The organism is Longispora urticae (assembly GCF_053902585.1).
The window spans coordinates 181,517-208,288 of sequence record NZ_JAQZSH010000035.1 but is presented as its reverse complement, the minus strand read 5'-3'; the positions used below and the strand labels follow the sequence as shown (position 1 = coordinate 208,288).

25 protein-coding genes are annotated in these 26,772 nt (G+C 71.0%); 16 read left to right on the top strand and 9 right to left on the bottom strand.

All coding sequences use genetic code 11. The annotated features are described in order from the left end of the window. Nucleotides 1-8: 8 nt before the first annotated feature. The 3 genes from PT931_RS23470 to PT931_RS23460 form a co-directional block, all read right to left on the bottom strand. Complete coding sequence (locus PT931_RS23470; RefSeq protein ID WP_456247901.1) at nucleotides 9-1,214, bottom strand: phosphatidylserine decarboxylase; 1,206 nt, start codon at nucleotides 1,212-1,214, stop codon at nucleotides 9-11. Nucleotides 1,215-1,299: 85 nt separating this feature from the next. Next, nucleotides 1,300-1,524: a hypothetical protein gene (locus PT931_RS23465; RefSeq protein WP_456247900.1), complete on the bottom strand. Its 225-nt coding sequence runs from the start codon at nucleotides 1,522-1,524 to the stop codon at nucleotides 1,300-1,302. After that, nucleotides 1,521-2,804: a PspC domain-containing protein gene (locus PT931_RS23460; RefSeq protein WP_456247899.1), complete on the bottom strand. Its 1,284-nt coding sequence runs from the start codon at nucleotides 2,802-2,804 to the stop codon at nucleotides 1,521-1,523. Before PT931_RS23460 ends, PT931_RS23465 begins: the two co-directional genes overlap by 4 nt. A gap of 135 nt (nucleotides 2,805-2,939) precedes the next feature. Here PT931_RS23460 and PT931_RS23455 point away from each other — a divergent pair, with 135 nt between their 5' ends. From PT931_RS23455 to PT931_RS23445, 3 genes are all read left to right on the top strand, one after another. After that, nucleotides 2,940-4,175 carry an ATP-binding protein gene (locus PT931_RS23455; RefSeq protein WP_456247898.1) on the top strand — a complete coding sequence of 412 codons (1,236 nt, stop codon included), beginning with the start codon at nucleotides 2,940-2,942 and terminating at the stop codon, nucleotides 4,173-4,175. A gap of 4 nt (nucleotides 4,176-4,179) precedes the next feature. Then, nucleotides 4,180-4,821, top strand: a complete 642-nt coding sequence (locus tag PT931_RS23450) for a response regulator transcription factor (protein WP_363729370.1) — start codon at nucleotides 4,180-4,182, stop codon at nucleotides 4,819-4,821. Nucleotides 4,822-4,968: 147 nt separating this feature from the next. Next, nucleotides 4,969-6,060 carry a thioester domain-containing protein gene (locus PT931_RS23445; RefSeq protein ID WP_456247897.1) on the top strand — a complete coding sequence of 364 codons (1,092 nt, stop codon included), beginning with the start codon at nucleotides 4,969-4,971 and terminating at the stop codon, nucleotides 6,058-6,060. Nucleotides 6,061-6,545: 485 nt separating this feature from the next. Here the strand turns inward: PT931_RS23445 and PT931_RS23440 are convergent, their stop codons facing one another. From PT931_RS23440 to PT931_RS23430, 3 genes are all read right to left on the bottom strand, one after another. Then, nucleotides 6,546-6,839 carry a chorismate mutase gene (locus PT931_RS23440; RefSeq protein ID WP_456247896.1) on the bottom strand — a complete coding sequence of 98 codons (294 nt, stop codon included), beginning with the start codon at nucleotides 6,837-6,839 and terminating at the stop codon, nucleotides 6,546-6,548. A gap of 234 nt (nucleotides 6,840-7,073) precedes the next feature. Then, a complete protein-coding gene (locus tag PT931_RS23435; protein WP_456247895.1) occupies nucleotides 7,074-8,426 on the bottom strand; it encodes a M20/M25/M40 family metallo-hydrolase in 1,353 nt (450 codons plus the stop codon). Between the two features lie 73 nt (nucleotides 8,427-8,499). Next, nucleotides 8,500-10,497 carry a M4 family metallopeptidase gene (locus PT931_RS23430; RefSeq protein ID WP_456247894.1) on the bottom strand — a complete coding sequence of 666 codons (1,998 nt, stop codon included), beginning with the start codon at nucleotides 10,495-10,497 and terminating at the stop codon, nucleotides 8,500-8,502. A 131-nt stretch (nucleotides 10,498-10,628) separates the two neighbouring features. Between PT931_RS23430 and PT931_RS23425 the strand changes: the two genes are divergently transcribed. The 4 genes from PT931_RS23425 (at nucleotide 10,629) to PT931_RS23410 (ending at nucleotide 15,427) form a co-directional block, all read left to right on the top strand. After that, entirely contained in the window at nucleotides 10,629-11,783 is a 1,155-nt protein-coding gene (locus PT931_RS23425) for a helix-turn-helix domain-containing protein (protein WP_456247893.1), read from the top strand. Between the two features lie 44 nt (nucleotides 11,784-11,827). Beyond that, on the top strand, nucleotides 11,828-14,293 hold the full coding sequence (locus PT931_RS23420; protein ID WP_456247892.1) for a UvrD-helicase domain-containing protein: 2,466 nt from the start codon (nucleotides 11,828-11,830) through the stop codon (nucleotides 14,291-14,293). Nucleotides 14,294-14,358: 65 nt separating this feature from the next. Then, nucleotides 14,359-14,586 carry a DUF2809 domain-containing protein gene (locus tag PT931_RS23415; protein WP_456247891.1) on the top strand — a complete coding sequence of 76 codons (228 nt, stop codon included), beginning with the start codon at nucleotides 14,359-14,361 and terminating at the stop codon, nucleotides 14,584-14,586. Between the two features lie 154 nt (nucleotides 14,587-14,740). Further along, on the top strand, nucleotides 14,741-15,427 hold the full coding sequence (locus PT931_RS23410; protein ID WP_456247890.1) for a DUF4386 domain-containing protein: 687 nt from the start codon (nucleotides 14,741-14,743) through the stop codon (nucleotides 15,425-15,427). Nucleotides 15,428-15,611: 184 nt separating this feature from the next. Here PT931_RS23410 and PT931_RS23405 read toward each other — a convergent pair whose 3' ends face one another. Beyond that, nucleotides 15,612-16,406, bottom strand: coding sequence for a M23 family metallopeptidase (locus PT931_RS23405; RefSeq protein ID WP_456247889.1), 795 nt, complete (start codon nucleotides 16,404-16,406; stop codon nucleotides 15,612-15,614). A gap of 56 nt (nucleotides 16,407-16,462) precedes the next feature. Here PT931_RS23405 and PT931_RS23400 point away from each other — a divergent pair, with 56 nt between their 5' ends. From PT931_RS23400 to PT931_RS23380, 5 genes are all read left to right on the top strand, one after another. Then, nucleotides 16,463-16,639 (top strand): hypothetical protein, encoded by a 177-nt coding sequence (locus PT931_RS23400; RefSeq protein WP_456247888.1) that lies wholly within the window; start codon nucleotides 16,463-16,465, stop codon nucleotides 16,637-16,639. Nucleotides 16,640-16,652: 13 nt separating this feature from the next. Further along, the gene (locus PT931_RS23395; RefSeq protein WP_456247887.1) at nucleotides 16,653-17,057 is read left to right on the top strand and encodes a cobalamin B12-binding domain-containing protein; all 405 of its coding nucleotides are present in this window, start codon (nucleotides 16,653-16,655) and stop codon (nucleotides 17,055-17,057) included. Between the two features lie 601 nt (nucleotides 17,058-17,658). Then, entirely contained in the window at nucleotides 17,659-18,837 is a 1,179-nt protein-coding gene (gene sucC / locus PT931_RS23390) for an ADP-forming succinate--CoA ligase subunit beta (RefSeq protein ID WP_456247886.1), read from the top strand. Nucleotides 18,838-18,840: 3 nt separating this feature from the next. Next, nucleotides 18,841-19,728: a succinate--CoA ligase subunit alpha gene (gene sucD, locus PT931_RS23385; protein ID WP_363729351.1), complete on the top strand. Its 888-nt coding sequence runs from the start codon at nucleotides 18,841-18,843 to the stop codon at nucleotides 19,726-19,728. Between the two features lie 174 nt (nucleotides 19,729-19,902). Then, on the top strand, nucleotides 19,903-21,162 hold the full coding sequence (locus PT931_RS23380) for a cell division protein PerM (RefSeq protein WP_456247885.1): 1,260 nt from the start codon (nucleotides 19,903-19,905) through the stop codon (nucleotides 21,160-21,162). Nucleotides 21,163-21,251: 89 nt separating this feature from the next. On the opposite strand, the gene PT931_RS23375 is transcribed toward PT931_RS23380, so the two are convergent. Together PT931_RS23375 and PT931_RS23370 are read right to left on the bottom strand one after the other, a co-directional pair. Then, entirely contained in the window at nucleotides 21,252-22,067 is an 816-nt protein-coding gene (locus PT931_RS23375; protein ID WP_456247884.1) for a DUF4190 domain-containing protein, read from the bottom strand. 96 nt (nucleotides 22,068-22,163) lie between these two features. Further along, the gene (locus PT931_RS23370) at nucleotides 22,164-22,598 is read right to left on the bottom strand and encodes a CD225/dispanin family protein (protein ID WP_456247883.1); all 435 of its coding nucleotides are present in this window, start codon (nucleotides 22,596-22,598) and stop codon (nucleotides 22,164-22,166) included. Between the two features lie 135 nt (nucleotides 22,599-22,733). Here PT931_RS23370 and purN point away from each other — a divergent pair, with 135 nt between their 5' ends. The 4 genes from purN to PT931_RS23350 are packed head-to-tail and all read left to right on the top strand — an operon-like array spanning nucleotide 22,734 to nucleotide 26,742. Then, the gene (gene purN / locus PT931_RS23365; RefSeq protein WP_456247882.1) at nucleotides 22,734-23,363 is read left to right on the top strand and encodes a phosphoribosylglycinamide formyltransferase; all 630 of its coding nucleotides are present in this window, start codon (nucleotides 22,734-22,736) and stop codon (nucleotides 23,361-23,363) included. After that, the gene (gene purH / locus PT931_RS23360) at nucleotides 23,360-24,904 is read left to right on the top strand and encodes a bifunctional phosphoribosylaminoimidazolecarboxamide formyltransferase/IMP cyclohydrolase (RefSeq protein ID WP_456247881.1); all 1,545 of its coding nucleotides are present in this window, start codon (nucleotides 23,360-23,362) and stop codon (nucleotides 24,902-24,904) included. Before purN ends, purH begins: the two co-directional genes overlap by 4 nt. Nucleotides 24,905-24,914: 10 nt before the next feature. Then, the gene (locus PT931_RS23355) at nucleotides 24,915-26,489 is read left to right on the top strand and encodes a Na+/H+ antiporter (RefSeq protein WP_456247880.1); all 1,575 of its coding nucleotides are present in this window, start codon (nucleotides 24,915-24,917) and stop codon (nucleotides 26,487-26,489) included. After that, complete coding sequence (locus PT931_RS23350) at nucleotides 26,482-26,742, top strand: UBP-type zinc finger domain-containing protein (protein ID WP_456247879.1); 261 nt, start codon at nucleotides 26,482-26,484, stop codon at nucleotides 26,740-26,742. Before PT931_RS23355 ends, PT931_RS23350 begins: the two co-directional genes overlap by 8 nt. The last annotated feature ends 30 nt before the right edge of the window (nucleotides 26,743-26,772 follow it).

Sequence of the window (26,772 nt, the reverse complement as noted above, 5' to 3'; positions counted from 1 at the left end):
TGGGGTCTCTAGAGCCAGCGGGCGATGACCGTGGAGCCGCCGACCACGCGGTCGCCCGGGGCCACCAGGGGCTCGGCCGCGTCCACGGGCAGGTAGACGTCGGTGCGGGAGCCGAACCGGATCAGCCCGTACCGCTCGCCCCTGGCCAGCATCGAACCGACCGGCGCGCGGCGCACGATCCGGCGGGCGATCAGCCCGGTGCGCTGGGCGACCACGACCCGGCCGTGCGTGCTGTCCAGCACCGTGTACGCCGCGACGTTGTGCTCGGCCTCGGGCTTCATCGCCGCGGCGAACCCGCCGTCCTCGACGAACGAGTCGACCACCCGGCCGGCGACCGGCGCGCGGTTGACGTGCACGTCGAGCACCGAGAGGAACACGGCGATCCGCAGCCACTCGACCTGCTCGCCGAACCGGTCGTCGGTGAGCCGCTCGACGGAGAGCACCTTGCCATCGGACGCGGCGACCACGGCCGACGGGTCCTCGGGGACGTCGCGCTCGGGGTCGCGGAAGAACGCGGCGACCGGCAGGGCCAGCGCGGCCGGGAGCAGCCAGAGCTTGGTCCGGGGCGCGACGACCTTGGCGGCCGTGGCCAGCCCGACGCAGATGCCGAACGCGGCCACGCCGTTGGAGTCGATGTTCATGCCCCCGGCGAGGGGGACGCTGCTCGTCCGGAACGCCGGGGCCAGGTCGGCCGCCGACTCCACGCTGCCCGGGGTGAACCGCAGCCGGTGCACGCGGACCGGCGGGGTGGACCGCAGGACGAGGTCGCTGCCGACCCCGTACGCGGTGACCTGGCGCGCGATCTCGTCGTTGGCCTGGCTGCCCGTACCCGGCAGGACCGGCACGGCCAGGGACAGCACGCCGCCGGGGGTGAGCAGGGCCCGCAGCGCCGCCAGGGTGTCGTGGGCGTCATCGGCGCTGCCGACGATCTGGCCGGCCACGATGACCACGTCGGCGGGCTTGGCCTGGGACAACTTCTCGATCACCTCGACGCCCGGGGCGCTGAACGCGTCCTCGCTGAGCACCGTGAGGGTGTCGTCGGGGCCGAGCGCGTCGAGCACCGCGACCAGGAGGGGCGAACCGACCTCGGCGCCGACCAGGAGGCCCGACTTGGGGCCGGGGTGGCGGGTGAACTCGGCGGCGAGCGCGCGGGCGGTCCGGTCGTTGATCCTGGCCGGGGCGAGCGCGAGCTCGGTGACGATGGATTGGGTCATGGTGTGAGGCTCTTCTCGACGGGCTGGGCCTGTTCCAACAGCCAGCATATGCGGCGGTCGGAACAGGCCCGGGTGCCGACCTGGCTCAGATATCGACGGGTTCGTCGGGACGCTCCTCCGGGCGGGGCCGGCCGCCCAAGATCGACGTGGTGATCCCGAGTACCCCGATCCCGACCAGCGCGGCCGCTCCGGCCCAGGCCAGGGTCGCTCCGGAGACGTCCACGACCTGGGCGAGGACCCACCAACCGGTCCCGGCGAGGAACAGCACGCCGAAGACGAGGGACACGGCGTCGAGCCGGTGCGGCTTCACCGGGTCACCCGCGCGGTGCCGAACTTCACGTTCAGGTTGATGATCAACTTGCCGCCTCCCGCTCCGTCGATCCCCAGGTCGGTGATCGTCGACTGCTGGCCCTCGGGGGCCACGTGGGTACCGAGGATCGTCGCCTCGCCGTTGCTCACGTTCGGGCGCACCTCGACGTCGACCTTCGAGGGCAGCAGGACCCGCATCTCGCCGGCCTCGGTGCTCACCGCGACGGTGACGGTCCTGTCGGTGAAGTCGACGGCCCGCAGGTCCAGGGTGCCGAGGCCGACCCGGATCGAGTACTCGGGGTCGATCACGCCCACGCTCTGCGGGATCCAGGTGCGCTGGCCGCCGTCCCGGACGACGGACTTGCGGACCTCCGTGGCCGAGGCCGAGACGGCCAGCCCGAACGCGAGCACGAGACCCAGGGCGATCAGCTTGTAGCCACGGCCGAGGAACGTGCCGACCACCAGGCCGGCGCCGACGATGCCGAGCGCGACGCCGAAGTACGAGGCGACCGAAACGCCCCAGCCGGTCGCGTCGAGGATGCCGAGGACGCCGAGGCCGATCAGCACCGCGAACAGCGTCAGCCGGCTGAGGATGGACTTCTCCTTCGGCCGCTTCGGGGGCTTCGGGAGCCGGGGCGGCACCTGGGGCGGGATCCATGCCGGCTGGTAGGGGCCGTGCGGCGCGAAGGGTACGTTCCCAGCCGGCTGGTACGGCCCGTGCGGGGCGAACGGCACGCTTCCGGCCGGCGGGGCCACCGGCGGGCCCGCGGGGTTCTGGGTGGCCTGTGCGGGCATGTAGTAGGCCACGGGGGCCGGCGTCGCGGGCGGTCCGAACGCGGGCGGGCCGCCCGGGACCCCGGTCGGAGCCCCGCTCGGCCGCTTGTTCACCAGCAGCACCACCCCGACGACGATCAGCGCGAGCATCGCGGCGAACTCGAAGTTCGTGTCCGCGACCACGATCGCCCCGATCACCGAGCCGATCGCGACCAGGATCGTCACGAACGCCGGGGTACTGGACTGCCCCCGGCCGAGCAGGGCCTCGATCGGGGAGGCGGTGTCGCCGTCCTCGGACAGGAACAGCCACCCGGCGGCGTACGCCACGAGCCCCGCCCCGCCGAACAGCGCGAACACGGCGAACACGACCCGCCACAGCACCGGGTCCGTGTTGGTGGCCCTGCCCAGGGCGGCACACACGCCGGCCAGCTTGCGGCCCTCCTTGGGCCTGCTGTACCGCGAGCGGAAGTCCGCCGGCGGGGGCGGAACATGGGACGGAGTGGTCATGGTGTCGATACTGTCGGCTGCCGGACGTTTCCGCGTCGGGGATGCCACCCTGAGTCGACCCTGAACTTCCTCAGGGTTGCGGCCGACGAAAGATCCGGTGGTCGTCGGGTGACGGGGCGTGTGACGATCAACGGCATGGAGACAGCCACCAACAAGCTGCGCCGCCGGTCCGAGGGCCGGGTGCTCGCCGGGGTCGCCGCGGGCATCGCGGACCACCTCCGGGTGCCCCCGCTCGCCGTCCGCGCGGTGTTCATGGTGCTGCTCACCTTCTCGGGGCTCGGCGCCGTGCTGTACGCGCTGTTCTGGATCGTGCTGCCCACCTCCCAGCCCGCCGCCGGCATCCAGAAACGGAAGGGCCGCGACAGCGCCCAGCTGGTCGCGTTCACCGCCCTCGCGCTCGGCATCCTGCTGATCGCGAACCCGGGCGGCACCGCCGGGGTCCGGATGCTGCTCGGCTGGGTGGTCGCGCTGGTCCTGGTCGGCGCGGGCATCATCTGGCACCAGGCCGAGCCCGAGCGCTGGCAGCAGTGGAGCAGCGGCGGCCAGGCGATGCCGTGGCTGGCCCGGTTCCTCACCCACAACGACCGCCGGATGCTGCTCCTGCGGCTCGTCGGCGGCGGCATGCTGGTCATCGTCGGCATCATCGGCGTCATCGCGCTGACCAACATCATCCCGGGCGGCAGCGTCCTGGCCCTGATCAACGGCGCGCTGTTCGCCCTGATCGCGCTCGCCGGCCTCGCCCTGGCGTCCGGCCCGCTGCTGTGGCGGATGTGGGTCCAGCTCCGCGACGAGCGCGAGGGTCGGATCCGGGAGACCGAACGGGCCGAGTTCGCCGCGATCGTGCACGACCAGGTGCTGCACACCCTGGCGCTGGTCCAGCGGCACGCGGAGGACCCGAAGATGGTGCTCCGGCTCGCCCGGGGCCAGGAGCGGACCCTGCGCAACTGGCTGTACAAGCCGTCCGGCTCGCCCGACGAGCGGTTCGCCGCCGCGCTGGAGGCCGCCGCCGCCGAGGTCGAGGACAGCTTCACGCTCGGCGTCGACCTGGTCGTCGTCGGGGACTGCGCCGTGGACGACCAGGTCAGGGCTCTGGTCCAGGCGGCCCGCGAGGCGATGGTCAACGCGGGCAAACACGCGGGCGTGGAAACCATCTCCGTGTACGCCGAGGCGGAGCCCACCGAACTCAGCGTCTTCGTGCGCGACCGGGGGATCGGGTTCGACATGGCGGGGGTCGGCGAGGACCGGCACGGCGTCAAGGGTTCGATCATCGGACGGATGGAACGGCACGGCGGGCGGGCGGAGATCCGCAGCACGCCGGGCGATGGCACAGAGGTGCGGTTGACCGTGACCCGCCGCAAAGAAGGAGAATGAGGGCATGGACGCGCTGAGGGTGTTTCTGGTGGACGACCACGCGATGTTCCGCGCGGGGGTGCGGGCCGAGCTGGGCAAGCGGGTCAACGTGATCGGCGAGGCCGGTACGGTGGCCGCCGCCGTGGCCGCCATCAACGCCGAGAAGCCGGACGTCGTGCTCCTCGACGTGCACATGCCCGACGGGGGCGGCCGGGCCGTGCTGGAGGCCGTCCGGCGCGCGAGCCCCGACGTGAAGTTCCTGGCGCTGTCGGTCTCCGACGCCGCCGAGGACGTGATCGGCCTGATCCGGGCCGGTGCCCGCGGCTACGTGACCAAGACGATCTCCCCGGACGAGCTGGCCGACGCGGTCCGCCGGGTCGCCGACGGGGACGCGGTGTTCAGCCCCCGGCTGGCCGGGTTCGTCCTGGACGCGTTCGCGTCGCGCTCCGAGGCGCCGGTGGCCGACCCGGAACTCGACCAGCTGACGAACCGCGAGCGCGAGGTGTTGCGGCTGCTGGCGCGCGGTTACGCGTACAAGGAAATCGCCAAGGAGCTCTACATCTCCATCAAGACCGTTGAGACCCATGTGTCCAATGTGTTGCGGAAGCTCCAGATGTCAAATCGGTATGAGCTATCACGTTGGGCGGCAGATCGACGTCTGGTGTAGGTAAATTGATCAGCGTGTCACTGTAGACAAATTGGGCGGTTCTGGGGCGGGCCTGGGATTTGCACCTCGCAGGGGGATGTGTTGATCTCGGTTCGGGGCCAATAATGCGGCGTCGCGTCACCCGATCTCGGGAAGGACCCATCCGCAGTGCTCATCACCAGACTCCGCACGGCCGTCGCAATGGTCGCCATCGGTGTGGCGACCGTTGGCCTCGCGTCACCGGCGCTCGCCGCTGACCCGGTACAGGGCCAGATCGGCACCGTCTCGCACGACGGCAAGTACACGAACAACTACCTGAACGGGTCGATCAGCGACGGTAAGGCCGCGGACCACCCGGTGGGCCTGATCGGCCTGACCACCCCGGTGCAGGGGGGCGAGCAGAAGCTCGTCTACTGCATCGACATCAAGACCAGCCTGGGCGCCTCCGAGAAGCCGATCTACAACGAGGCCGACTGGTCCGTCGCGAAGCACATCTCCGAGGCGAACCTGCTCAAGATCAACTGGATCTTGCACAACAGCTACCCGAGCAAGAGCGCCGCCTCGGTGCGCGACGCCGCCAAGGCCGCCGCCGAGAACAAGACGCTGGCCGTGCCTGCCGACGAGTACATCGTGTACGCGGCGACCCAGGCCGCCATCTGGCACTACAGCGACAACTTCAAGCTGCTCGGCAACGCCGCTGACCACGACAAGCGGAAGTTCACCGAGGCCGAGTACGCGCAGGTCAAGAAGATCTACGACTACCTGCTCGGCGTCGGCGTCAAGGCCCCGGCCAAGCTCGGCATCTCCATCACCCCGCCCAGCGCGGACGGCAAGGTCGGCGACAAGGTCGGCCCCTACGCCGTGACCAGCACCGTCGGCGACGTCGCGCTCTCCGCGACCGGCGGCAAGGTCGTCGACACCGACGGCAAGGCCATCACCAAGCTCGCCGACGGCGGCAAGTTCTGGCTGACCGGCGACGCCGAGGGCACCGTCAAGGCCACCGCCACCGGCTCCGGCGTCATCGAGCTGGCCCGGGTCTTCGTGAACTCCCGCGGCGCGGACTTGACCCAGAAGGTCATCCTGCCCGGTGACAAGAAGGTCGACGTCAAGGCCGAGGCCGTCGCGAACCTCACCGCGACCCCGACCCTGCCGGTCACCGGTGCCGCCGCCGCTGGCATCGCCGGCGCCGGGGTGCTGCTGCTCGGAGTGGGCGGCGGGCTGGTGCTGATGCGCCGCCGCCGGATCAACTTCCAGGCGTAACGACCCAGAGCAAGCCACAGAGGGGGGTACCCGTTGCGGGTGCCTCCCTTTTGGCGTTCCGGCGGCGTGGGCGGCACAGGGCCGGGCCCGTCCGAGGCACTGTTCGGGCGGGCTTGCTCTCTGCCCCGCACAGAGCCCGAGTCCGCAGCCGAGCCCGCGCATCCCGCAGGAGGAGCTGGGCAAGCTGCTCCAACGGGTGCTGCTGCCCCGGGAGGCTTCGGCGGCGTCAAGGTCTAGCCGGCGGGGTCACGGCACAGCCGGCCGGGCTGGCTCGTCGGAAGAGCGGGCGGCGGTCGGGGCGAGTGGGCCCGGCCACCGGGCACGCCGCGTGCTCCGAGACGGCGCGCACCCCGAGATGGCGCGCGTGTCCCGAGGCGCCGCGTGCCCCGAGACGACAGCGGCACCCTGCGCGGACATGCGCGCGGGTGCCGACTGGCGGGGATCGGGGCGGGGGAGCCCGTACCCGGAAAAGGGGTGGGGTAGAACTAGAGCCTGCCCCGGCCTGCGCGGAGGATGAGCAGCGCCAACTGGGTGCCGTCCTCGCCGAGCTCCGCCTTGAACTGCTCCAGGATCTCCCGCTCGCGGGCCAGCATCAGCCTGGTGCCCCCGGCCGCGACCCGCACGGTGCCGACCTCCTGGGACAGGCTCGCGCGTTCACGCCAGAGCCTGATGAGTTGTTCGTCGATACTGTTGATCCTGGTGCGGAGCTCGGAGATGCGGTCGGCGGACTCGCCGGTGGCTCCGGTGGTGTTGCTGGGGGCGATCGCTGCGGCGCTCATGTCGTTTCTCCTGGGGTGAAAAGGTTCTGGCCTTTGCCCGGAAACGAGAAAACGCCCCGAGCTGTGAGCCCGAGGCGTTCGTAGGTCAGTTACGCGAGACCTACGGCTGCCGGGACCCCGGTGCCGTAGTAAAAAAATCGCGCACAGTGCTGCATGGGTCCGAGTATGCCACAGGAACCGGGAGATGGAAGTGGCCCCGATCGAAAATGATCGGGGCCACCGCGTGCCGTGTGACTAGACAGTCAGTGTCCAACTGTCGATCTTGCCGGTGTCGGCGGAGTACATGTCCTGGACCTTGAGGGTCCAGACGCCGTTGGCGGCGTGGGAGGAGACGTTGACCGTGTACGTCGTGTTGATGTTGGCCGCGCTGTCGTTGCTCTCGGTCTTCAGGCGGTACGAGGTGCCGTTCGGGGTGACCAGGTCGATCCGGACGTCACCGCGGTAGGTGTGCGGGATGACGACGGCGACCTTCGTGCTGGCCGACGCGTTGCGGTTGCAGCCGGAGATCGTGATCTTGCTGGTCACGGCCGCGCCCTTGTCCGGGATCGCGACGTCCGTCCCGTTCGTCACCGGTGCGCAGCTGCCGCCGGTCGGCTGGACGGTCGGGGTCGGCGACGGGGTGGACGTCGTGCCGGTCAGGTCCCACAGGGCGTAGGAGATGACGTCGGCGTGCCGGTCGAGCGACGTGTCGTTGATGTTGCTGATCGTGTCGCAGGACCGGTGGTAGCAGGGGTCGTAGGCCGCGTTGGCCGTGCCGCCCCACTTGGTCGCCTGGGCGGAGGTCTTGGTGCCCTCGGCCCCGGAGAACGTGCCGCCGGTCGGGATGCCCACGTTGTAGAAGGAGCCGTGGTCGCTGCGGCCGTCCACGTCGATGTACTCGGTCTGCACGTTGAGCGACGTGAAGCCCCGCACGAGGAGGTCGCGCAGGGCGGTCCCGTTGGTGTCGTCGTTGTAGACGAAGTACCCGGGGTTCGGCGAACCGGTCATGTCGAAGTTCAGGTACGCCTTGATCCGGGTCCGCTCGGCGCTCGACAGCGAGTTCACGTAGGCCTTCGAGCCGAGCAGCCCCAGCTCCTCGGCACCCCACCAGGCGAACCTGACGGTGACCCCCGGGGTGGGCCGGGCGTTCTTGAACGCCTTGGCGACCGCGAGCAGCGAGGCGCTACCGGTGCCGTTGTCGTTGATGCCGGGGCCGGACGAGACGCTGTCCAGGTGGCCGCCGAGCATGATCACCTTGGACGTGTCGGTGCCGACCAGTTCGGCGGTCACGTTGTAGCTGGTGCCGGCCGAGGTGGAGAACGACTGCTCCTTGACGGTGAGGCCCAGGGCGGTCATCTCGGACTTGACGTGGTCGACGGAGGCCCGGTAGCCGGTGCGGCCGGTGTACCGGTTGCCGCTGTTGTTGTTCGCGATGGTCTGCAGGTTGGTGAGCTGCGCCTTCACGTCGGCGACCGCGATGTCGGGGGCGCCGTTCGGCAGTGCCGCGAGCGCGGTGGACGGGGCGGCGTTGGCCGTCGGACCCGCCAGGGCGACTCCGATGGCCAGGATGGCGGCTGCGGCCGCCGCGAGGGGAAGCTTGCGGTTCATGCTGTCCGTGCCTTTCCCAGGATGAGGGGAGGGCCGGCCACCCGAGGGTGACCGGCCCCGATGCTGGGCGTACCTAGACCGTCAGGGTCCAGCTGTCGATGTTGCCGGTGTCGTACGAGTACAGGTCCTGCACCTTGAGGGTCCAGGTGCCGTTCGCCTGCTGGGCCGAGACGTTGACGGTGTACGTCGTGTTGACGTTCGCCGCGCTGTCGTTGATGTTCTCGGTCTTCAGGCGGTACGAGGCGCCGTTCGGTCCGACCAGGTCGATCCGGACGTCACCGCGGTAGGTGTGCGGGATGACCACGGCGACCTTGGTGGTGGCCGAGGCGTTCCGGGCGCACCCGGTGATGGTGATGGTGCTGGTCACGGCCGCGCCGGCGTCCGGGATCGCCACGTCGGCGCCGTTGGTGACGGCGGCGCAGGTGGTCGGCGAGCCGGTCGGGGAGGCGGTCGGCGAGGACGTCGGGCCGACGGTGGGGGTGCCACCGCACGGCGCGTCGTTGCCGGCCACGTTCACCGCGGTCCAGGCGGCCTGGACGGCGCGGTACTCGGCCGAGCAGTTGCCGTACAGGTCCGTGGCGGCCTTGAGGGTGTAGGCACGGGACGTGTTGGCCGGGTTGGCCGTGTTCACGTAGGAGGTGTTCGACGTGAAGTACGCGTCGAGCGCCTTCCACCAGATCTTCTCGGCCTTGGCGCGGCCGATACCGACGACGGCGGGGGCCGAACCGCAGACCGGCGAGGTGCCGTACGCGGTGGAGCCGGTGCCCTCGGCGAGGTTGAAGTAGAAGTGGTTCGCGACACCGGACGAGTAGTGCACGTCGATGTTCTTGGTGCTGGTCGACCAGCAGCCGTGCGACGAACCGTCCAGGGTCGGGTTGTACATGTACCGCAGCGGCGTGCCGTTGCCGTTGATGTCGATCTTCTCGCCGACCTGGTAGTCACCCGGGTCCGAGGAGGTGTTCGCGTAGAACTCGACCATGTTGCCGAAGATGTCGGAGGTCGCCTCGTTCAGGCCACCGGACTCGCCGGAGTAGGTCAGGCCGCCGGAGACCACGGACTCGGTGACGCCGTGGCTCATCTCGTGGCCGGCCACGTCGAGGGAGACCAGCGGCTTGTTGTTGCCGTCGCCGTAGGTCATCTGGGAACCGTCCCAGAAGGCGTTCACGTAGTTGCTGCCGTAGTGCACCCGGCTCGGCACGCCCGCGCCGTTGCCGAAGATGCCGTTGCGGCCGTGGGTGTTCTTGAAGTAGTCGAACGTCATCGCGGCACCGAAGTGCGCGTCCACGGCGGCGGACTGGCGGTTGGCGTTGGTGCCGGTGCCCCAGGTGTTGTCCGCGTCGGTGAAGTTGGTACACGTCGACGTGCCGTTGTTCATGTCGCACGTGTTGCCGTTGCCGTGCGACGGGTCGATCATCGTGTACGTGCTGCCCGACTGCGTCGTGTCGACGGTGACCGTGCCCGAGTACAGGCTGTTGCCGGTGCCGTTGATCGACTCGATCTCGTCGAACGAGCCGCGCACCGCACCCGTGCGGGCGTCGGTGATGACGTGCAGCTTGCTCGGGGTCTGGCCGTTCATTCCTTCGACGACAGTTTCGAAGGCGAGAACGCCGTTACCGTCGGCGGCGTCGACCATCAGCTCGGGCGTGCCGACGCGGGCGACAGTTCCCACGAAGGTGCGCTCGGCGGACGACTTGGCCGCGTCGGCGGTGATGCCGGGGGTGGTGCTGATCGCCAGCGGTGAGTTCAGCGCGTTGCTCACGCTGGACAGGGCGCCGCCGGGCGCGTTGTGCACGACGAAGTCGCCGCCGTAGACCCGCAGCCCGTTGTACTGGCGGGTGTAGCGCACGTGCGTGGCGCCGGTCGCGGCGTCGACGCGCGAGCTGAAGACCTTGTACTGGTCGTTCGCCGTGCCCCGGATCGCGGCACGGTTGCCCGACAGGACCGAGTTGGCCTGGGCCACGGCCTGCGACTGGGTGGGTATCTGTGGGGTCGCGCTGGCCATGCTGGCCACCCCGACCGCCATGCCGGCGAAGAGCGCTACCGCTCCCGCCGCGGCTAGAGACCGTTTCACCCGGTGCCTCCCATTCACTGAGGGGAATGTGACTGCTGTCACGAACGCATGTATAACAGTGTGCGTAACTCGAGTAAAGGGGCCTGTAACACCTTGGCCGTGATCAAACCGGATGGGTTACGGTGTGTGTTATGGCGGGTGCAGTGAGCAGTCGGGAGTCCCTGGGCGCTCGGTTATACCGACTTCGTACACAAAAAGGGCTCACGCAGAAGGAGCTCGCGGGCGACAGGTACACCGCCGCGTACATCTCCACGGTCGAGGCCGAGCGGCGTACCCCGTCCACCGACGCGCTGGCGTACTTCGCGTCCCGGCTGGGCGTCTCACCCGCCGAACTGAGCACCGGGCGCCCCACCGAGCTGCCCGTCGACCTGCTCATCTCCCTCGCCGAGGCCGACCTGGCCGGCAAGCCCGGCGCGTACGGCCGGATCCGGACCCGGGCCGCCGAGCACGGACTGACCCGGATCGAGGCCCTCGCGCTCACCGGCATGGGCGAACTCGACGGGGCCGACGAGCTGCTCGCCGCCGAGCCGATCACCGTGCGGGTGCCGCTGCTCACCGCGCGGGCGCGGGCGGTCCGGCCGGCGGAGGCCGCGTACCTCCTGGAGAACGCCCTCGCCCAGCTGCACGCCGACGGCCTGCCCGACCCCGACGCCGAGGCCGAACTCCGCTACGCCCTCGTGCACACCTACACCGACCTCGGCCTCACCGAGCGCGCCGTCGAACAGGCCGACGCCGCCGGTGCCCTCGTCGGGCCGACCGCCGAGGCCGCCGCCGTCGTCGAGCGGTACCTGCGCACCGCCCGCACCCTGCGCGACCAGGGCCGGTGGGCCGACGCCGAGGCCGCCGCCGAACGGGCCCGGGCCGCCTGCCGCCGCCGCGAACAACGGCACTCCGCCGCCGTCGGCCAGTGGGCGCGCGGCCGGCTGCTCGCCCGGTCCGGGGAACACGCCGCCGCCGTCGCCGAACTCACCCACGCCCGGGACCTGCTCGGCGCCGCCGTCGCCGGGGACCTCGCGGAGATGCTCTGGCGGGTCGGGCGGACCGGGGACGCGTTGGCGGTGGCGGCGGAGGCCGAGCCGGCCGTGGCGTACCGGATCAAGGGGTTGATCGCCCGGGACGCCGGTGAGCTGGAGGCCGCCGAGCGCGAACTCCGGGCGGCGCTGGGGGTGTCCGTGGGGCTGGAGACGTGCACCGTCGCCCGTGAGCTGGGGGATCTGCTCCGCGCGGCCGGCCGGGAGATGGAAGCCATCGACGTGTACCGGCAGGGGCTCGAAGCCGTCGAGTGAGGCTCAGCGGGATTTGTCGGGGGTGCGGCCTAGACTTTGACGCGATGGACACGCTGTTTGACACCTCGCCCCTGCTCGACGGACTCAACGACCAGCAACGCGCGGCGGTGGAGCACGCGGGCACGCCGCTGCTGATCGTGGCCGGGGCCGGATCCGGCAAGACCCGGGTCCTCACCCACCGGATCGCCTACCTGCTGGCCCACCGGGGGGTGCAGCCCGGCGAGATCCTGGCCATCACCTTCACGAACAAGGCGGCCGGGGAGCTCAAGGAGCGGGTCGCGCACCTGGTCGGCGGCCGGGCGCGGATGATGTGGGTGTCGACGTTCCACTCGGCCTGCGTGCGGATCCTGCGCGCCGAGCACGCCCTCGCCGGCCTGAAGTCCACCTTCTCGATCTACGACGCGGACGACTCCCGCCGCCTGGTGACCCTCGTCGCCCGCGAGCTGGACCTCGACCCGAAGCGCTACCCGGCCCGGGGCCTGGCCGCCCAGATCAGCAACCTGAAGAACGAGCTGGTCGACCCCGAGGACTTCTCCACCAAGGCCGAGGGCCCGGCGCAGCGCACCCTCGCCGAGGTGTACGCGCTGTACCAGCGCCGGCTCCGCGAGGCGCACGCGCTGGACTTCGACGACATCATCATGACGACGGTGCACCTGCTCCAGGCGTTCCCCGACGTGGCCGGGCACTACCGGCGGCGGTTCCGGCACGTGCTGGTGGACGAGTACCAGGACACCAACATCGCGCAGTACACGCTGATCCGTGAGCTCGTCGGCGACACCGGGGAGCTGTGCGTCGTCGGTGACGCCGACCAGTCCATCTACGCCTTCCGGGGCGCCACGATCCGCAACATCCTCGAGTTCGAGCGGGACTACCCGCAGGCCAAGACGATCCTGCTGGAGCAGAACTACCGCTCCACCCAGACCATCCTCACCGCCGCGAACGCCGTCATCTCCCGCAACTCCGACCGCCGGCCCAAGCGGCTGTGGAGCGACGCGGGCGACGGCGAGCAGATCGTCGGGTTCGTCGCCGACACCGAGCACGACGAGGCCAGCTGGGTCTCCCGCGAGATCGACCGGCTCGTGGACACCAAGGAGGTCCGCCCGGCCGACATCGCGCTGTTCTACCGGACCAACGCGCAGTCCCGGGTGTTCGAGGAGGTGTTCATCCGGGTCGGCCTGCCGTACAAGGTCGTCGGCGGGGTGCGCTTCTACGAGCGCAAGGAGGTCCGCGACGCCCTCGCGTACCTGCGGGCCATCGCCAACCCCGACGACCTGGTCAGCGTCCGGCGGATCCTGAACACCCCCAAGCGCGGCATCGGGGACCGGGCCGAGGCGTGCGTCGAGGCACTGTCCTTCCGGGACCGGATCTCCTTCGGCGCGGCCCTGCACCGCGCCGCCGAGGCCCCGGGCATCGCCGCCCGGTCCGCCAACGCCATCGCCGGCTTCGTCGACCTGATGGACGAGCTGCGGGCGCTCGCCGAGGTGGCTCCCCCCGAGGAGGTGCTGGAGGCGGTGCTGTCCCGCACCGGGTACCTGGAGGAGCTGGAGAACAGCGAGGACCACCAGGACGCCGGGCGGGTGGAGAACCTGCAGGAGCTCGTGAGCGTGGCCCGGGAGTACACGGAGCGGGTCGAGGCCCTGGAGGGGTTGGACGGGGACGTCGCGGCGGGGTCCGGGGACGGGGTCGGGTCGCTGGCCGGGGCGCCCGGGTCATCCGCGGCCCCCTCGGGCGGGCTTCCGGCCGGGGCCTCCGACGTGCTCCCGGCTGGCTCTCCGGCCGGGGGCGGCACGGGTTCCGGGGCGCGCGGCGCCGCCGCCGTCGCGCCCGGTGTCGGCGGGGCCGGGGCGACGCTCGCCGGGTTTTTGGAGCAGGTCGCGCTCGTCGCCGACGCCGACCAGATCCCGTCCGACACCGACGACGCGGGCGTGGTCACGCTGATGACCCTGCACACCGCCAAGGGGCTCGAGTTCCCCGTCGTGTTCCTCACCGGCCTGGAGGACGGCGTGTTCCCGCACATGCGGGCGCTCGGCGAACCCAAGGAGCTGGAGGAGGAGCGCCGGCTCGCGTACGTCGGCATCACCCGGGCCCGGCAGCGGCTGTACCTGTCGCGGGCGGTGACCCGGAGCGCGTGGGGGCAGCCGCAGTACAACCCGGCGTCGCGGTTCCTGGAGGAGCTGCCGCCGGAACTGCTGCGCTGGGAGTACGGCACGGGCACCACCGGCATCGGGATCGGCGCGGGCGTCACCGTGAGCCGCGGCGGCGGATCCGGGGCGACCGGCGCGCGGGGCATCGCGGCCCGGCTCGGCCTCGACTCGGGCATGCTCCGCTCCGCCAGTGAACTGGCGAAGGTGCCGAACCTGGAGCCGGGCGACCGGGTGAACCACGACAAGTACGGGCTCGGTCGGGTGCTGGCGGTCGAGGGGGTCGGGGCCAAGGCCCGGGCGCAGATCGACTTCGGCGACCAGACCCTGTGGCTGATGCTCCGCCACGCCCCGGTCTCCAAGCTCTGACCGGTGGCAGGGGCGGTCGGCCGGGCCGGAGCGGACGGACCTGACCAGGGGCGGATCGATCGGACATGGGTCGGCCGCTGCCGGCCGGCGCCGTCGCGGTCGGGTTCTGCTGGCTGGTGGAGCTGTCCCAGCTGACGCCCGTTCCGGCGGCCCTCTCGGAACGCAGCCTGGTGGCCCGGCTGGTGCTGGATGCCCGGTTCGACTGGGTGGACCTCGCCTGGTACCCGGTTGGCGTGCTGGCACTTCTCGCCCTGCACCTGCTGCTCCGCGCCCGGACGCGCGGCCCGGGCTAGCGCCACCAGCACGACTCCGCCGAGCCCCGACGACGACTCCCGATGGTCGGGGTGGGGGACCCGTACCCCTCTGAGGTTAAGTTTTCTTGACATGGTGTTGGGTTTGTTTTACCTTCACCATGTCAAGTTTGCTTTACATGAGAGGGGAGAGGCCATGCGTCCCCAGCGCCTCGCCAGGCTCGCCGGACTGTTCTATCTGATCGTCGGCGTCTTCGCCGGCTTCGCCTTCTACGGCCGCGCGGAGGTCCACGTCCCGGGCGACGCCGCCACCACCGCGCGCAACGTCGCCGAGCACGCCGGGCTGGTCCGGTACGGCTTCGTGGCGGACCTGGTGCAGGCCACGTTCTTCCTGTTCCTGGCCATGGCGCTGTATGTGCTGCTCAAGCACGTGCACCACAACGCGGCCCGCGCCATGGTCCTCTTCGTGGCGGTCGCCGTCGCCCTGATGTGCGCCAACATGCTGCACCAGTTCGGGGCGCTGCTCGTCGCCACCGACAGCTCCTACGCGGACGCTCTGGGCAGGCCGGGGGCCGACGCGCTGGTGCTCCTGCTGCTCGACCTGCACCAGTACGGCTTCCTCGTCGCGCAGATCTTCTTCGGCATGTGGCTGCTGCCGCTGGGGTACCTGGTGCACAGGTCCGGCATGCTGCCCCGGGCGCTGGCCTACCTGCTCTACGTCGGCGGCGTCGGGTATCTCGTGGACCTGCTCGCGCGGTTCCTGGTCCCGGACGTGGGGGACATCGTGAGCCCGTTCCTCGTCGCGCCGGCCGCGGTCGCGGAGATCTCGATGGTGCTCTGGCTGCTGATCAAGGGCGTCCGCACACCCCGACCCACAGCCTGACCCCGAGAGCGGATCAGCTCGACGGGTACGCGGCCGCGAGCCCCGGACAGCACGATGCCGGGTCGGTCTCCGGAGTGTTCACGGAGGCCGGCCCGGCATCGTCGCGGAGCAGCTGGCTGTCGTGCGGACCGCCGGTGGCACACATGCGACCGGCGCGCGCTCAGTTCAGCTTGACGCTACGCGCTCAGTTCAGCTTGACGCCGCGCGCGGCCATGAACGCCTGCGGGTCCACGGCGTTGCCGTTGTTCGCGCTGTCGCCGCCCACGTGCACCTCGAAGTGGCAGTGCGAGCCCATCGAGTTGCCCGTGTTGCCCATCAGGGCGATGTTCTGGCCCGCCTCGACGCGCTGGCCCTCGTGCACCTGGACGGCGGAGTTGTGGCCGTAGAGGGTGCGGACGCCGCCGCCGTGGTTGATGATCACGGCGAAGCCGTAGCCGCCGTAGTCGTAGGTGGCGGCCAGCTCGACGGTGCCGGCTGCTGCGGCCCGGATCTGGGTGCCCTCGCCGTTGGCCAGGTCGACGCCGGCGTGCAGGGCGCCCCAGCGCTCGCCGAACTCGCTGGTGAAGGTGTAGTCCGCGACGGGCGAGACCCAGGCGGGCTTCGGCGGCGGCGGGGGAGGCGGCGGCGGGGCCGCCGGGGAGGGGGTCGCCTCGGGCGAGGGGGTGGTCGCCGCGGCGGTGGACGGCGCGGGGGCGGGGTCCTGGCGCTGTGCGCGGTCGGCCCGGGCAGAGAGGTTGCGGTCACTCTCAGTTACGGCCGTCGAGGCGGTCGCGGGCTTGTCGCTGTTGACGGAAACGAGGGAGGCGACGGCCGCGAGGGTCACGGCGGCGATCGCGAGAGAGGCTCCGACGTAGCGGTTGCGCAGGGCGCCGGTCAGCGAGACCCGGTGCCGAATGACCTTGCTGGATCTTGCTGCATCCTGCTGAAGTGCATGTTCGTCAGGTTCGAACTGTTCTTCAGCGTCCTTGGTATGTCGCACGCGACAACCTCCGTAGCTAGCGAGTTGGCCGTCGCTAAGGCTGTCCCCTGACATCGATGACTGCCAAGCGTGATCATGGTTTCGTGACCTTTCGCTCGCGCTTGCTGACCGTCCGGATGAAAAATCAGGTGAGTCTCGTTACGGAAAGTGAGATTCGAGTGACCCTGCTCACTGTGGATGCGGTGTGGGTCACCCCCGAACCGCTGCGGTACCGTCAGCGGCAGGACGCGTGACAAGGGAGTCTCGATGAGTGCACGGATTCGGGTGGTCGTCGCCAAGCCTGGCCTCGACGGTCACGACCGCGGTGCGAAGGTGGTGGCCCGCGCCCTGCGCGACGCCGGCATGGAGGTCATCTACACCGGCCTGCACCAGACCCCCGAGCAGATCGTCGAGACCGCCATACAGGAGGACGCCGACGTCGTCGGGCTGTCCGTCCTCTCCGGCGCGCACATGACCCTCTTCGCGAAGGTCCTCGAACTGCTCCGCGAGCGCGGCGCGGACGACATCGTCGTCTTCGGCGGCGGCATCGTGCCGGACGACGACCTGCCGGAGCTCGAGCGGCTCGGCGTCGCGAAGATCTTCACCCCGGGCGCGACCACGACGTCGATCGTCGACTGGGTCCGCGAGCGGTTCGCCTCGACCACGGCCTGAGGGTCGGCCTCACCGACCGGTGGGCCCCGACACCACAGAACGACAGAAGTGCCGATGCGCGCCGAGCGAGGCGCGCGGCGTAACCATCAAAGGATCTTAGATCTTGATCTGACGCCTTGGCCCGCTGAGCGCGGGGAGGCGAAGGCGGAGGTGCGGCCGAATACCGGTGTTGTATTCGGGCGTGCCGACAACGCGCGCATCGTCGCGCTCAGCGGGCCCCACCCACAAAAGGTGAGGGACCAGACACACCCCTCACATGTCTGGTCCCTCGTGCACAACGCCCCGCCGCCACCCCTCGACCGACGAGGCATCGGCCGTTTTTCGTCGTCCCCAGTGGAGTCCGTTTCCTGGTGTTTCGTCCCCCGGGTCTGACATCCAGTTCAACGAGGCCCCGAGCCGGGGGTAACGCCCTCACCGGGGAGTTTTCGCAGTATTTTGTGGGGAGGCCCGCCCCGCCCGCTTCGGGAGGGAACGGCCGGCTGTGGATTAGCGCACAACGCGTACCCGCGTGTTCACCCGCGTGCGCGTGGACGGCTAGTCTGCGGCGTTAGGCCCGTCAATCCGGCGGGCGCGTCAGGACGACGGAACGGGACGCGCAAACGTGGACCTGTACGAGTACCAGGGGCGCGAGCTGTTCGAGCGGCACTCGTTGCCGGTCTTGAGCGGCGACGTAGCCACCACCCCTGAAGAAGCCCGCGAGATCGCCGAGAAGCTCGGCGTCCGGGTCGTAGTGAAAGCCCAGGTCAAGGTGGGCGGCCGAGGCAAGGCGGGCGGCATCAAGCTGGCCGACGACGCCGCAGAGGCCGAGACCCACGCCCGGGCGATCCTCGGCATGGACATCAAGGGCCACACGGTCGAGAAGGTCATGGTCACGACCACGGCCGACATCGTCGAGGAGTACTACTTCTCGTACCTGCTCGACCGGGCCAACCGCACCTTCCTCTGCATCGCCAGCGTCGCCGGCGGCATGGAGATCGAGGAGGTGGCGCACTCGGCACCCGAGAAGGTCGCCAAGGTCGCCATCGACGCCAGCAAGGGCGTGGACCTCGCGAAGGCCAAGGAGATCGTGGCGCAGGCCCAGTTCCCCGCCGAGGTCGCCGACCAGATCGCCGACATCGCCGTGAAGCTGTGGGCGGCGTTCGTGGCCGAGGACGCGACCCTGGTGGAGGTGAACCCGCTCGCCAAGCTCAGCGACGGCCGGGTCCTCCTGCTGGACGCGAAGGTCACCTTCGACGGCAACGCCGACTTCCGGCAGGCCGGGCACGAGGCGTACGAGGACAAGGACGCCGTCGACCCGCTCGAGCAGGCGGCGAAGGCCAAGGGCCTCAACTACGTCAAGCTCGACGGCCAGGTCGGCATCATCGGCAACGGCGCGGGCCTGGTCATGTCGACGCTGGACGTCGTGTCGTACGCCGGTGAGGAGTTCGGTGGCGTCAAGCCGGCCAACTTCCTCGACATCGGTGGCGGCGCCTCGGCCGAGGTCATGGCCGACTCGCTGGAGATCGTCATGTCGGACCCCGATGTGAAGAGCATCTTCGTCAACGTGTTCGGCGGCATCACCGCGTGCGACGCGGTCGCCAACGGCATCGTCTCCGCCCTCGCGCTGCTGCACGAGCGCGGCGAGGACGTCACCAAGCCGCTCGTCGTCCGGCTGGACGGCAACAACGCCGAAGAGGGTCGCCGCATCCTCGACGAGGCGAACCACGCGCTGGTCCAGCGCGTAGACACGATGGACGGAGCGGCCCGCAAGGCCGCCGAGCTCGCGGCTGCGGGGGTCTGACACATGGCTATCTGGCTGACTGAGGACTCCAAGGTCATCGTGCAGGGCATGACCGGCTCCGAGGGTATGAAGCACACCCGGAAGATGCTGGCCGCCGGTACCAAGATCGTCGGTGGCGTGAACCCGCGCAAGGCCGGCACCACGGTCGACGTCGACGGCGTCTCGCTGCCGGTGTTCGCGTCCGTGGCCGAGGCCATGGGACAGACCGGGGCCGACACCACGGTCATCTTCGTCCCGCCGGCGCACACCAAGAGCGCCGTCCTCGAGGCGATCGACGCGGGCATCGAGCTGGCCGTCGTGATCACCGAGGGCGTGCCGGTGCACGACACCGCCGCGTTCTGGGCGCACGCCGTCGCCACGGGCAACAAGACCCGGATCATCGGGCCGAACTGCCCCGGCATCGCCTCCCCGGGCGCGTCCAACGCGGGCATCATCCCGGCGAGCATCTCCGGCTCCGGCCGGATCGGTCTCGTGTCGAAGTCGGGCACGCTGACCTACCAGATGATGTACGAGCTGTCCGACATCGGCTTCACCACGGCCGTCGGCATCGGCGGCGACCCGATCATCGGCACCACGCACATCGACGCGCTCGCCGCCTTCCAGGAGGACCCGGCGACCGAGGCGATCGTGATGATCGGCGAGATCGGTGGCGACGCCGAGGAGCGTGCCGCCGCGTACATCAAGGAGCACGTGACCAAGCCGGTCGTCGCCTACATCGCGGGCTTCACCGCCCCCGAGGGCAAGACCATGGGCCACGCGGGCGCGATCATCTCCGGCTCGTCCGGGACCGCCGACGCGAAGAAGCTGGCGCTCGAGGCCGTGGGCGTGAAGGTCGGCAAGACGCCGTCCGAGACCGCGCGGCTGATGCGCGAGGTTGTGCAGGCTCTGTAAGAAATGACGAGGCCCGCGCCACCGCGTCGAGCGGTGGGGCGGGCCTTTTCGTGCCCGGGGAGCGTCGTGTCGGCACTCCTGGCGCGGGGGAGGGCTCTTTTCCGGGTACGAGGGGTGCGCCGCGTCGTCCCTGGCCCGTCAAGGTGCGCGGATGTTCGCCTAGAGTGGACAGCGATGGACGAGGAGACCTATACCGCCGCGCAGCGCGACACGGTGCTGGTCCGCACGGGTGCCCCGACGACGCCGGCCCGGAAGCGGCAGAAGCCGGTCTCCGTGCTCACCGCCGCCGTCGTGACCAGCGGCTGGGCGGCGCTGATCTCCTTCGCGCCCGTGATCGTCCTCGTCGCCGCCGGCTGGCTCCTCGACGGCAGCAGCGCCGCGTCCGTGACCGCGACGGTCCGGTTCAGCGCCGTCGCCTGGCTACTCGGCCACGGGGTGCCCCTCCAGGCCGGCGACATCACCATCAGCCTCGCCCCGCTGGCCCTCACCGCCCTCATCCTGCACCGCCTCGTCCGGGCCGGCGCGCACACCGCCCGGGGCATCGGGCTCGGCGCCTCGATCACGGACGCGCCGACCGACCCGCGCGAGGTGGCCAAGCTGCTCGCCCCGGTGATCGGCGCCGTCGCCGCGGTGTACGCGATGATCGGCGGCCTCGCCGCCGCCGTCGCCAGTACCGACGGCCTCACCGTCTCCCCGTTGCGCGCCGCGCTCACCACGGGCCTGCTCGCCGCGGTCACGGCCGGCGGCGGTGCGCTCGCCGAGTCCGGGCTGTTCGGCGGGGTGTGGCGGCGGGTGCCACGCCAGTCCCAGCACGCGCTGCGCACCGCCGTCGTCGGGGTGCTGCTCCTCTTCGGAGCGGGCGCGGCGGCCGCCGGGGTGGCCACGGCCGTCACCGGGGGCGCGGCGGGCGGCATGTTCCGGTCCTACTCCACCGGGGTCGCCGGCCAGGCCGGGCTCACCGTCCTCTGCCTGGTGTACACGCCGACGGTCGCGATCTGGGCCATGAGCTACCTGGTCGGCCCCGGGTTCGCGTTCGGGGTGGACACCGTGGTGAGCCCGCTGAGCGTCGAGCTCGGCGCGCTGCCCGGTTTCCCGATCCTCTCGGGGCTGCCCGACCGGCCGGTGAGCTGGCTCGGCGGGCTCGCGATCCTGATCCCGCTGCTGGCCACGGCGCTGGCGGGGGCGCTGCTGGCGCGGCGGTCGGAGCTGCGTACCCCTCGACTGGCGAAGGCCGCGATGCTCGCCGGGATTCCGGCGGCGGTGATCTGCGCGCTGCTCGCGCTGGCCGCCAGCGGGTCGTTGGGGGCGGAGCGGTTGACGGAGATCGGGCCGAGCTGGTGGCAGTTCGGGTTGTTCGGGGGGTTGGCGGTCGCGATCGGGGCGCCGTTGGGCGCCGTGGGGTACCGGTTGCTGAGGACCCTGCGGCGTCGGTAGCGGCGGAGGTGGTGCCGCCCGACCCGCCGGGCCGGACGCGCGGGACGCCCGGTCGGCCGTGTGCCGACGCGGGCGTCACCCTGGTCCGCTCAGTAGCCGTTGTCCATGTCGCTGATCCGGTCGTTGATGGAGCCCCAGTCGGTGAGCGCGCACACCCCGATCCCGATCAGGATGGCCACCGCGCCGAGGATCAGGCCGATCAGCGAGAGCGTGCGGTTGTTGGCCTCCCCGGACTGGGCCTTGCGCATCCCGAGGACGCCCATGACGACGGCCGGGATGCCCGCGAGGATGCCGAGCCCGCAGCACCAGGACAGGACGACGCCGGCGATGCCGAAGCTCAGCGCCAGGATGCCGTAGATGTTGCCCTTGGGTTTGGGCTGCTCCATCGGGGCCGCACCGTACGGCGGCATCGTGGGCGGCATGCCCGCGCCGGGGTTGCCGGCCGGCGGGTACTGGTAGCCCTGGGGCACCCCGCCGGGCGGCGGGGGAATCGGCACGTCGTCGTGGGACGGCGGGGGCATCCCGCTCGGGCTGGAGCCGTAGGTGGTCGGCTGCGGGGAACCGTAGGTCCCCGGCTGCGGCGAGCCGTAGGTGCCGGGCGGCGCGGAGCTCGGCGGCGGCGCGCCGTACGTCCCGGGGCCGGTCTCGAACGGCGGGGAGCTGGTCGGCGGCGACCCGTAGGTGCCGGGCCCGCTGGGCGGGGTGCCGTACGGGCCGGGCTCGTGGCCGGGCGGCGGAGTCGGCGGCGCGCTGCCGTACGGCGGTGGGGGCGGGCTGCTCGGAGGGTCGGCGCCCAGGGGCGGTGGCACGGTCGGCGGCGGGACGATCTGCGGCACATCGTCCGGCGGTCGGGGCGTCTCCGGGTAGTCGGGCCCGCCCGGAGGTGGCGGCGGTGGCATCGTCATGAGCTGATCGTATGCACCGATGAATCATTTAGGAGTGTAAATCGGGGAGAAACGGACGGACCCGACCTCTGTCGAGGTCGGGTCCGGGTGTCCGTCCTAGTAGCCGCTGCTCGCGCTGCCGGCGTTGATGATCAGGCTGCCGATGCAGCAGATCGCGTAGAGGGCGTAGAGGCTACCGCCGACGATCGTCGCGATCTTGGCCCACTTCTTCGCGCCGGCGGAAGCCTCCTGCGCACCGGCGTAGTCGCCGGCGGCCAGGAGCCCGTTGACCTTCGACGCGTTGATGATCGCCGGGATCGCCAGCGGCCAGAACAGGAAGATGGTCAGGATCGACCACACCATGTAGTTCTGGATCTCGCCGGTGGGGGCGGGCTGGCCGTAGGCGGGCTGGCCGTACGGCTGGCCGTACTGCGGCTGCTGCGCGGCGTACGGGTCGGGCTGCTGACCGTACTGCGGCTGCTGGCCGTACGGGGGCTGCTGCGGCTGCTGCCCGTACGGCGGCTGGTTCGGGTCCTGGTTGGGGTAACCCATCGGGTTGGACTCCTCGTGCTGATGACAGGGGTTGCGACGTGCGCAGCGTACCCGCACGCCGCCAACCGGTACATCCCGATCCGGCCCTGGGTCCAGCCACGGTCGGCAACCCGACTAGGGTTGAGGCGAACCGACGTGTCACCTGCGAGGAGTCCTGCTGTGGCCGCCCGTCTCGTCCTCCTGCTGTCCGGCACCGGAAGCAACCTGGCCGCCATGATCGAAGCGTGCGCGGATCCGGCGTACGGCGCGCGGATCGTCGCCGTCGGGGCCGACCGCCCCGGGGCCAAGGGCCTGGAGATCGCCGCCGCCGCGGGCATCCCCACCTTCGTCGAGGTCGTGAAGGACCATCCGACCCGTGAGGACTGGGACGCGGCGCTGACCGCGCACGTCGCCGGGTACGAGCCCGACCTCGTCGTCTCCGTCGGCTTCCTCAAGCTGGTCGGCAAGGAGTTCCTCGCCCGGTTCGGCGACCGCTACATCAACACGCACAACGCGCTGCTGCCGTCCTTCCCGGGCATCCACGGCCCGCGCGACGCGCTGGAGTACGGCGTCCGGTTGGCGGGCGCGACTCTGTTCTTCGTCGACTCCGGCGTCGACACCGGGCAGATCATCGCCCAGGTCGCCGTACCCGTCGAGCTCGACGACACCGTGGAGACCCTCACCGAGCGGATCAAGGTCGCCGAACGGGCGCAGCTCGTTGAGTACGTAGGCAGGCTGGTCCGCGAGGGCTGGACGATCTCAGGCAGAAAGGTGTACATCCCGTGAGGCAGCCGATTCGACGGGCACTCATCTCCGTCTACGACAAGACCGGCCTCACCGAGCTGGCGCAGGCGCTGGGCGCGGCGGGCGTCGAGATCGTGTCGACGGGTTCGACGGCCAACACCATCGAGGCCGCCGGGGTCGCGGTGACCCGGGTCGAGGAGCTGACCGGTTTCCCCGAGTGCCTCGACGGCCGGGTGAAGACCCTGCACCCGAAGGTGCACGCGGGCCTGCTCGCCGACCGCCGGCTGGAGACGCACGTCCAGCAGCTTGAGGACCTCAAGATCGAGCCGTTCGACCTGCTGGTCAGCAACCTGTACCCGTTCGCGGCCACCGTCGCGTCGGGCGCGTCCGTCGACGAGTGCATCGAGCAGATCGACATCGGCGGCCCGGCCATGGTCCGCAGCTCGGCGAAGAACCACGCGAACGTGGCCGTGGTGACCTCCCCGGCGTTCTACCCGCAGCTCGTCGCGGCCGTCGCCGAGGGCGGCCTCACGCTGGCCGAGCGCCAGCAGCTCGCCGTCGAGGCGTTCCGGCACACCGCCTCCTACGACGTGGCCGTCGCGTCCTGGATGGGCAGCGTCGTCGCCCCGCCGGCCGACACCGCGTTCCCGGCCTGGATCGGCGGGACCTGGGACCGCTCGGCGGTGCTCCGCTACGGCGAGAACCCGCACCAGCAGGCCGCGCTCTACAGCCACGGCCGGGGCGGTCTCGCGAACGCCGAGCAGCTCGCCGGCAAGGAGATGTCCTACAACAACTACCTGGACGCCGACGCCGCCTGGCGGGCCGCGAACGACCACGACCGTCCGTGCGTGGCGATCATCAAGCACCAGAACCCGTGCGGCATCGCGGTCGCCGACGACGTGGCCACGGCGCACGCCCTCGCGAACGCGTGTGACGAGCAGAGCGCGTTCGGCGGCGTGATCGCGGTGAACCGCCCGGTCACCGAGGCGATGGCCCGACAGGTCGCGGAGGTGTTCACCGAGGTCATCGTGGCCCCGGCGTACGAGGACGCGGCCGTGGAGATCCTCAAGGCCCGCAAGATGTGCCGGATCCTGGTGATCGGCGACGCCCCGGCCGCACCGGTCGAGTCCCGGCCGATCTCCGGCGGGGTCCTGCTGCAGACCGCGGACCGGATCGACGCCGAGGGCGACAGCCCGGCCAACTGGACCCTGGCGACCGGGGCCCCAGCCGACGCCGCCACCCTCGAGGACCTGGAGTTCGCCTGGCGGGCGATCCGGGCCGTGAAGTCCAACGCGATCCTGCTCGCCAAGGGCGGCGCGACCGTGGGTGTGGGCATGGGCCAGGTCAACCGGGTCGACTCGGCGAAGCTGGCCGTCACCCGGGCCGGTGACCGGGCCGCCGGGTCCGCCGCCGCCTCGGACGCGTTCTTCCCGTTCCCGGACGGCCTCCAGGTCCTGCTCGACGCGGGGATCACCGCCGTCGTGCAGCCGGGCGGCTCGCGGAACGACCCGGCGGTGATCGAGGCGGCCGAGGCGGCTGGGATCACGCTCTATCTCACGGGGACCCGGCACTTCTTCCACTAACCTCGATCATGTGGAAGAGCTGCTCCTGATCGTCGGGCTGGTCGCGACCGTCGTCGCGACCACCGCCCTGGCCCGCCGGCTCGGGGTGCTCTCGCCGATCATGCTGCTCGTGGTCGGCATCGTCATCTCGTTCGTGCCGGGCGTGCTGGACATCAAGCTCGCCCCGGAGATGGTGCTGGTCGGCATCCTGCCGCCCCTGCTGTACGTGGCGGCCGTCGAGACCTCGGTGCCGGACTTCCTCCGTAACCTGCGCCCGATCCTGATGCTCGCGGTCGGGCACGCGCTGTTCATCGCCGCCGCGGTGGGGCTCACCCTGCACTGGATCGTGCCGGACGTGCCCCTCGCGGCGGCGTTCGCGTTGGGGGCCATCGTCGCCCCGCCCGACGCGGTGGCGGCGACGTCGCTGGCCAGCCGGATCGGCCTGCCCCGGCAGACGGTGACGATCCTGGAGGGCGAGAGCCTGGTCAACGACGCGACGGCGCTGGTCACGCTCCGGGTCGCGGTCGCGGCGGCCACCGGGCAGGCGCTGTCGGGGTGGGACATCACCCGCACGGCCACGATCGCGGTGGTGGGCGGCCTCGCGGTGGGGTTCGTCGGGGCGGTCCTGATCAGCTTCCTGCACCGGCGGATCACCAACGCCCTGCTGGACAACTCGCTGTCGCTGCTCACGCCGTTCCTGGTCTTCATCCCCGCCGAGGAGATCCACGCCTCCGGGGTCGTGGCGGTCGTGGTGTGCGGCCTGGTGGTGGGGCACCGCTGGCCGACGCTGATGTCGGCGGCCTCCCGGTTGCAGATGGAGGCGTTCTGGCGGATGGTCCGGTTCCTGCTGGAGGGCGCGGTCTTCCTGCTGGTCGGGCTCCAGCTGCGCCTGATCATCGAGAACCTCAACACCCCGATCGAGGTCGTGGTCGAGGCCACCGCCGGAGTGGTCCTGGTCGTGATCCTCGGCCGGTTCGTCTGGGTGTACGTCGGCACCTACCTCAGCCGGATGCTGCCCCGGGTACGGCACCGCAGCCCCCGGCCCAGCGTCGCCGTGATGGCGGTGCTGTCCTGGGCCGGCATGCGCGGCGTCGTGACCCTGGCGGCCGCGCTGAGCCTGCCCGCGCTGATGTCCGCCGACGGGGTGGACAACAGCCCCCTGCTGACCTGGTTGGCGTTCGCGGTCATCGTGGTGACGCTGCTGCTCCAGGGGTTGACCCTGCCCGCGCTGGCCAGGCGGCTGAAGCTGCCCCGGGACGATCCGCGCGCCGACGCCCTGGCCGAGGCCGGGGTGCAGCACGAGGCGGGCAAGGCGGCCCTCGACCGGCTGTACGCGCTGGCGGAGTCCGCCCCGGTGCACGTCATCGAGCGGCTGCGCGGGGTGGTGGACTACCGGACGAACGTGGCCTGGGAGCGGCTGGGCAACTCGGACGGCGAGACCCCCAGCCAGGCGTACTCGCGGCTGCGTCGCCAGATGCTCGACGCCGAGCGCGACGTGTTCCGGATCGCCCGGGACCAGGGCCGGGTGCCCGAGGCGGTCCTCCGCGCCGCCCAGCGCGACATGGACCTCGAAGAGTCCCTTCTCGAACGGAGACACGATGAATAACTGCCCGCACCTGGCCGCCCTGGGCGAGCCGCCGCCGCTCGCGGTGGACTTCTGTGAGGAGTGCGTGGCGGTGGGCAACACCGACTGGGTGCATCTGCGCCAGTGCCTGGAGTGCGGTCACGTCGCGTGCTGCGACTCCTCGCCGTACCGGCACGCGACGGGGCACTACGAGCGCGAGGGGCATCCGGTGATGCGGTCGGCGGAGCTGGGCGAGACCTGGCGCTGGTGCTACAAGGACGAGGTGCTGGGATAGCGAAAAGGGCCCGCCGTAGCGGGCCCTTTC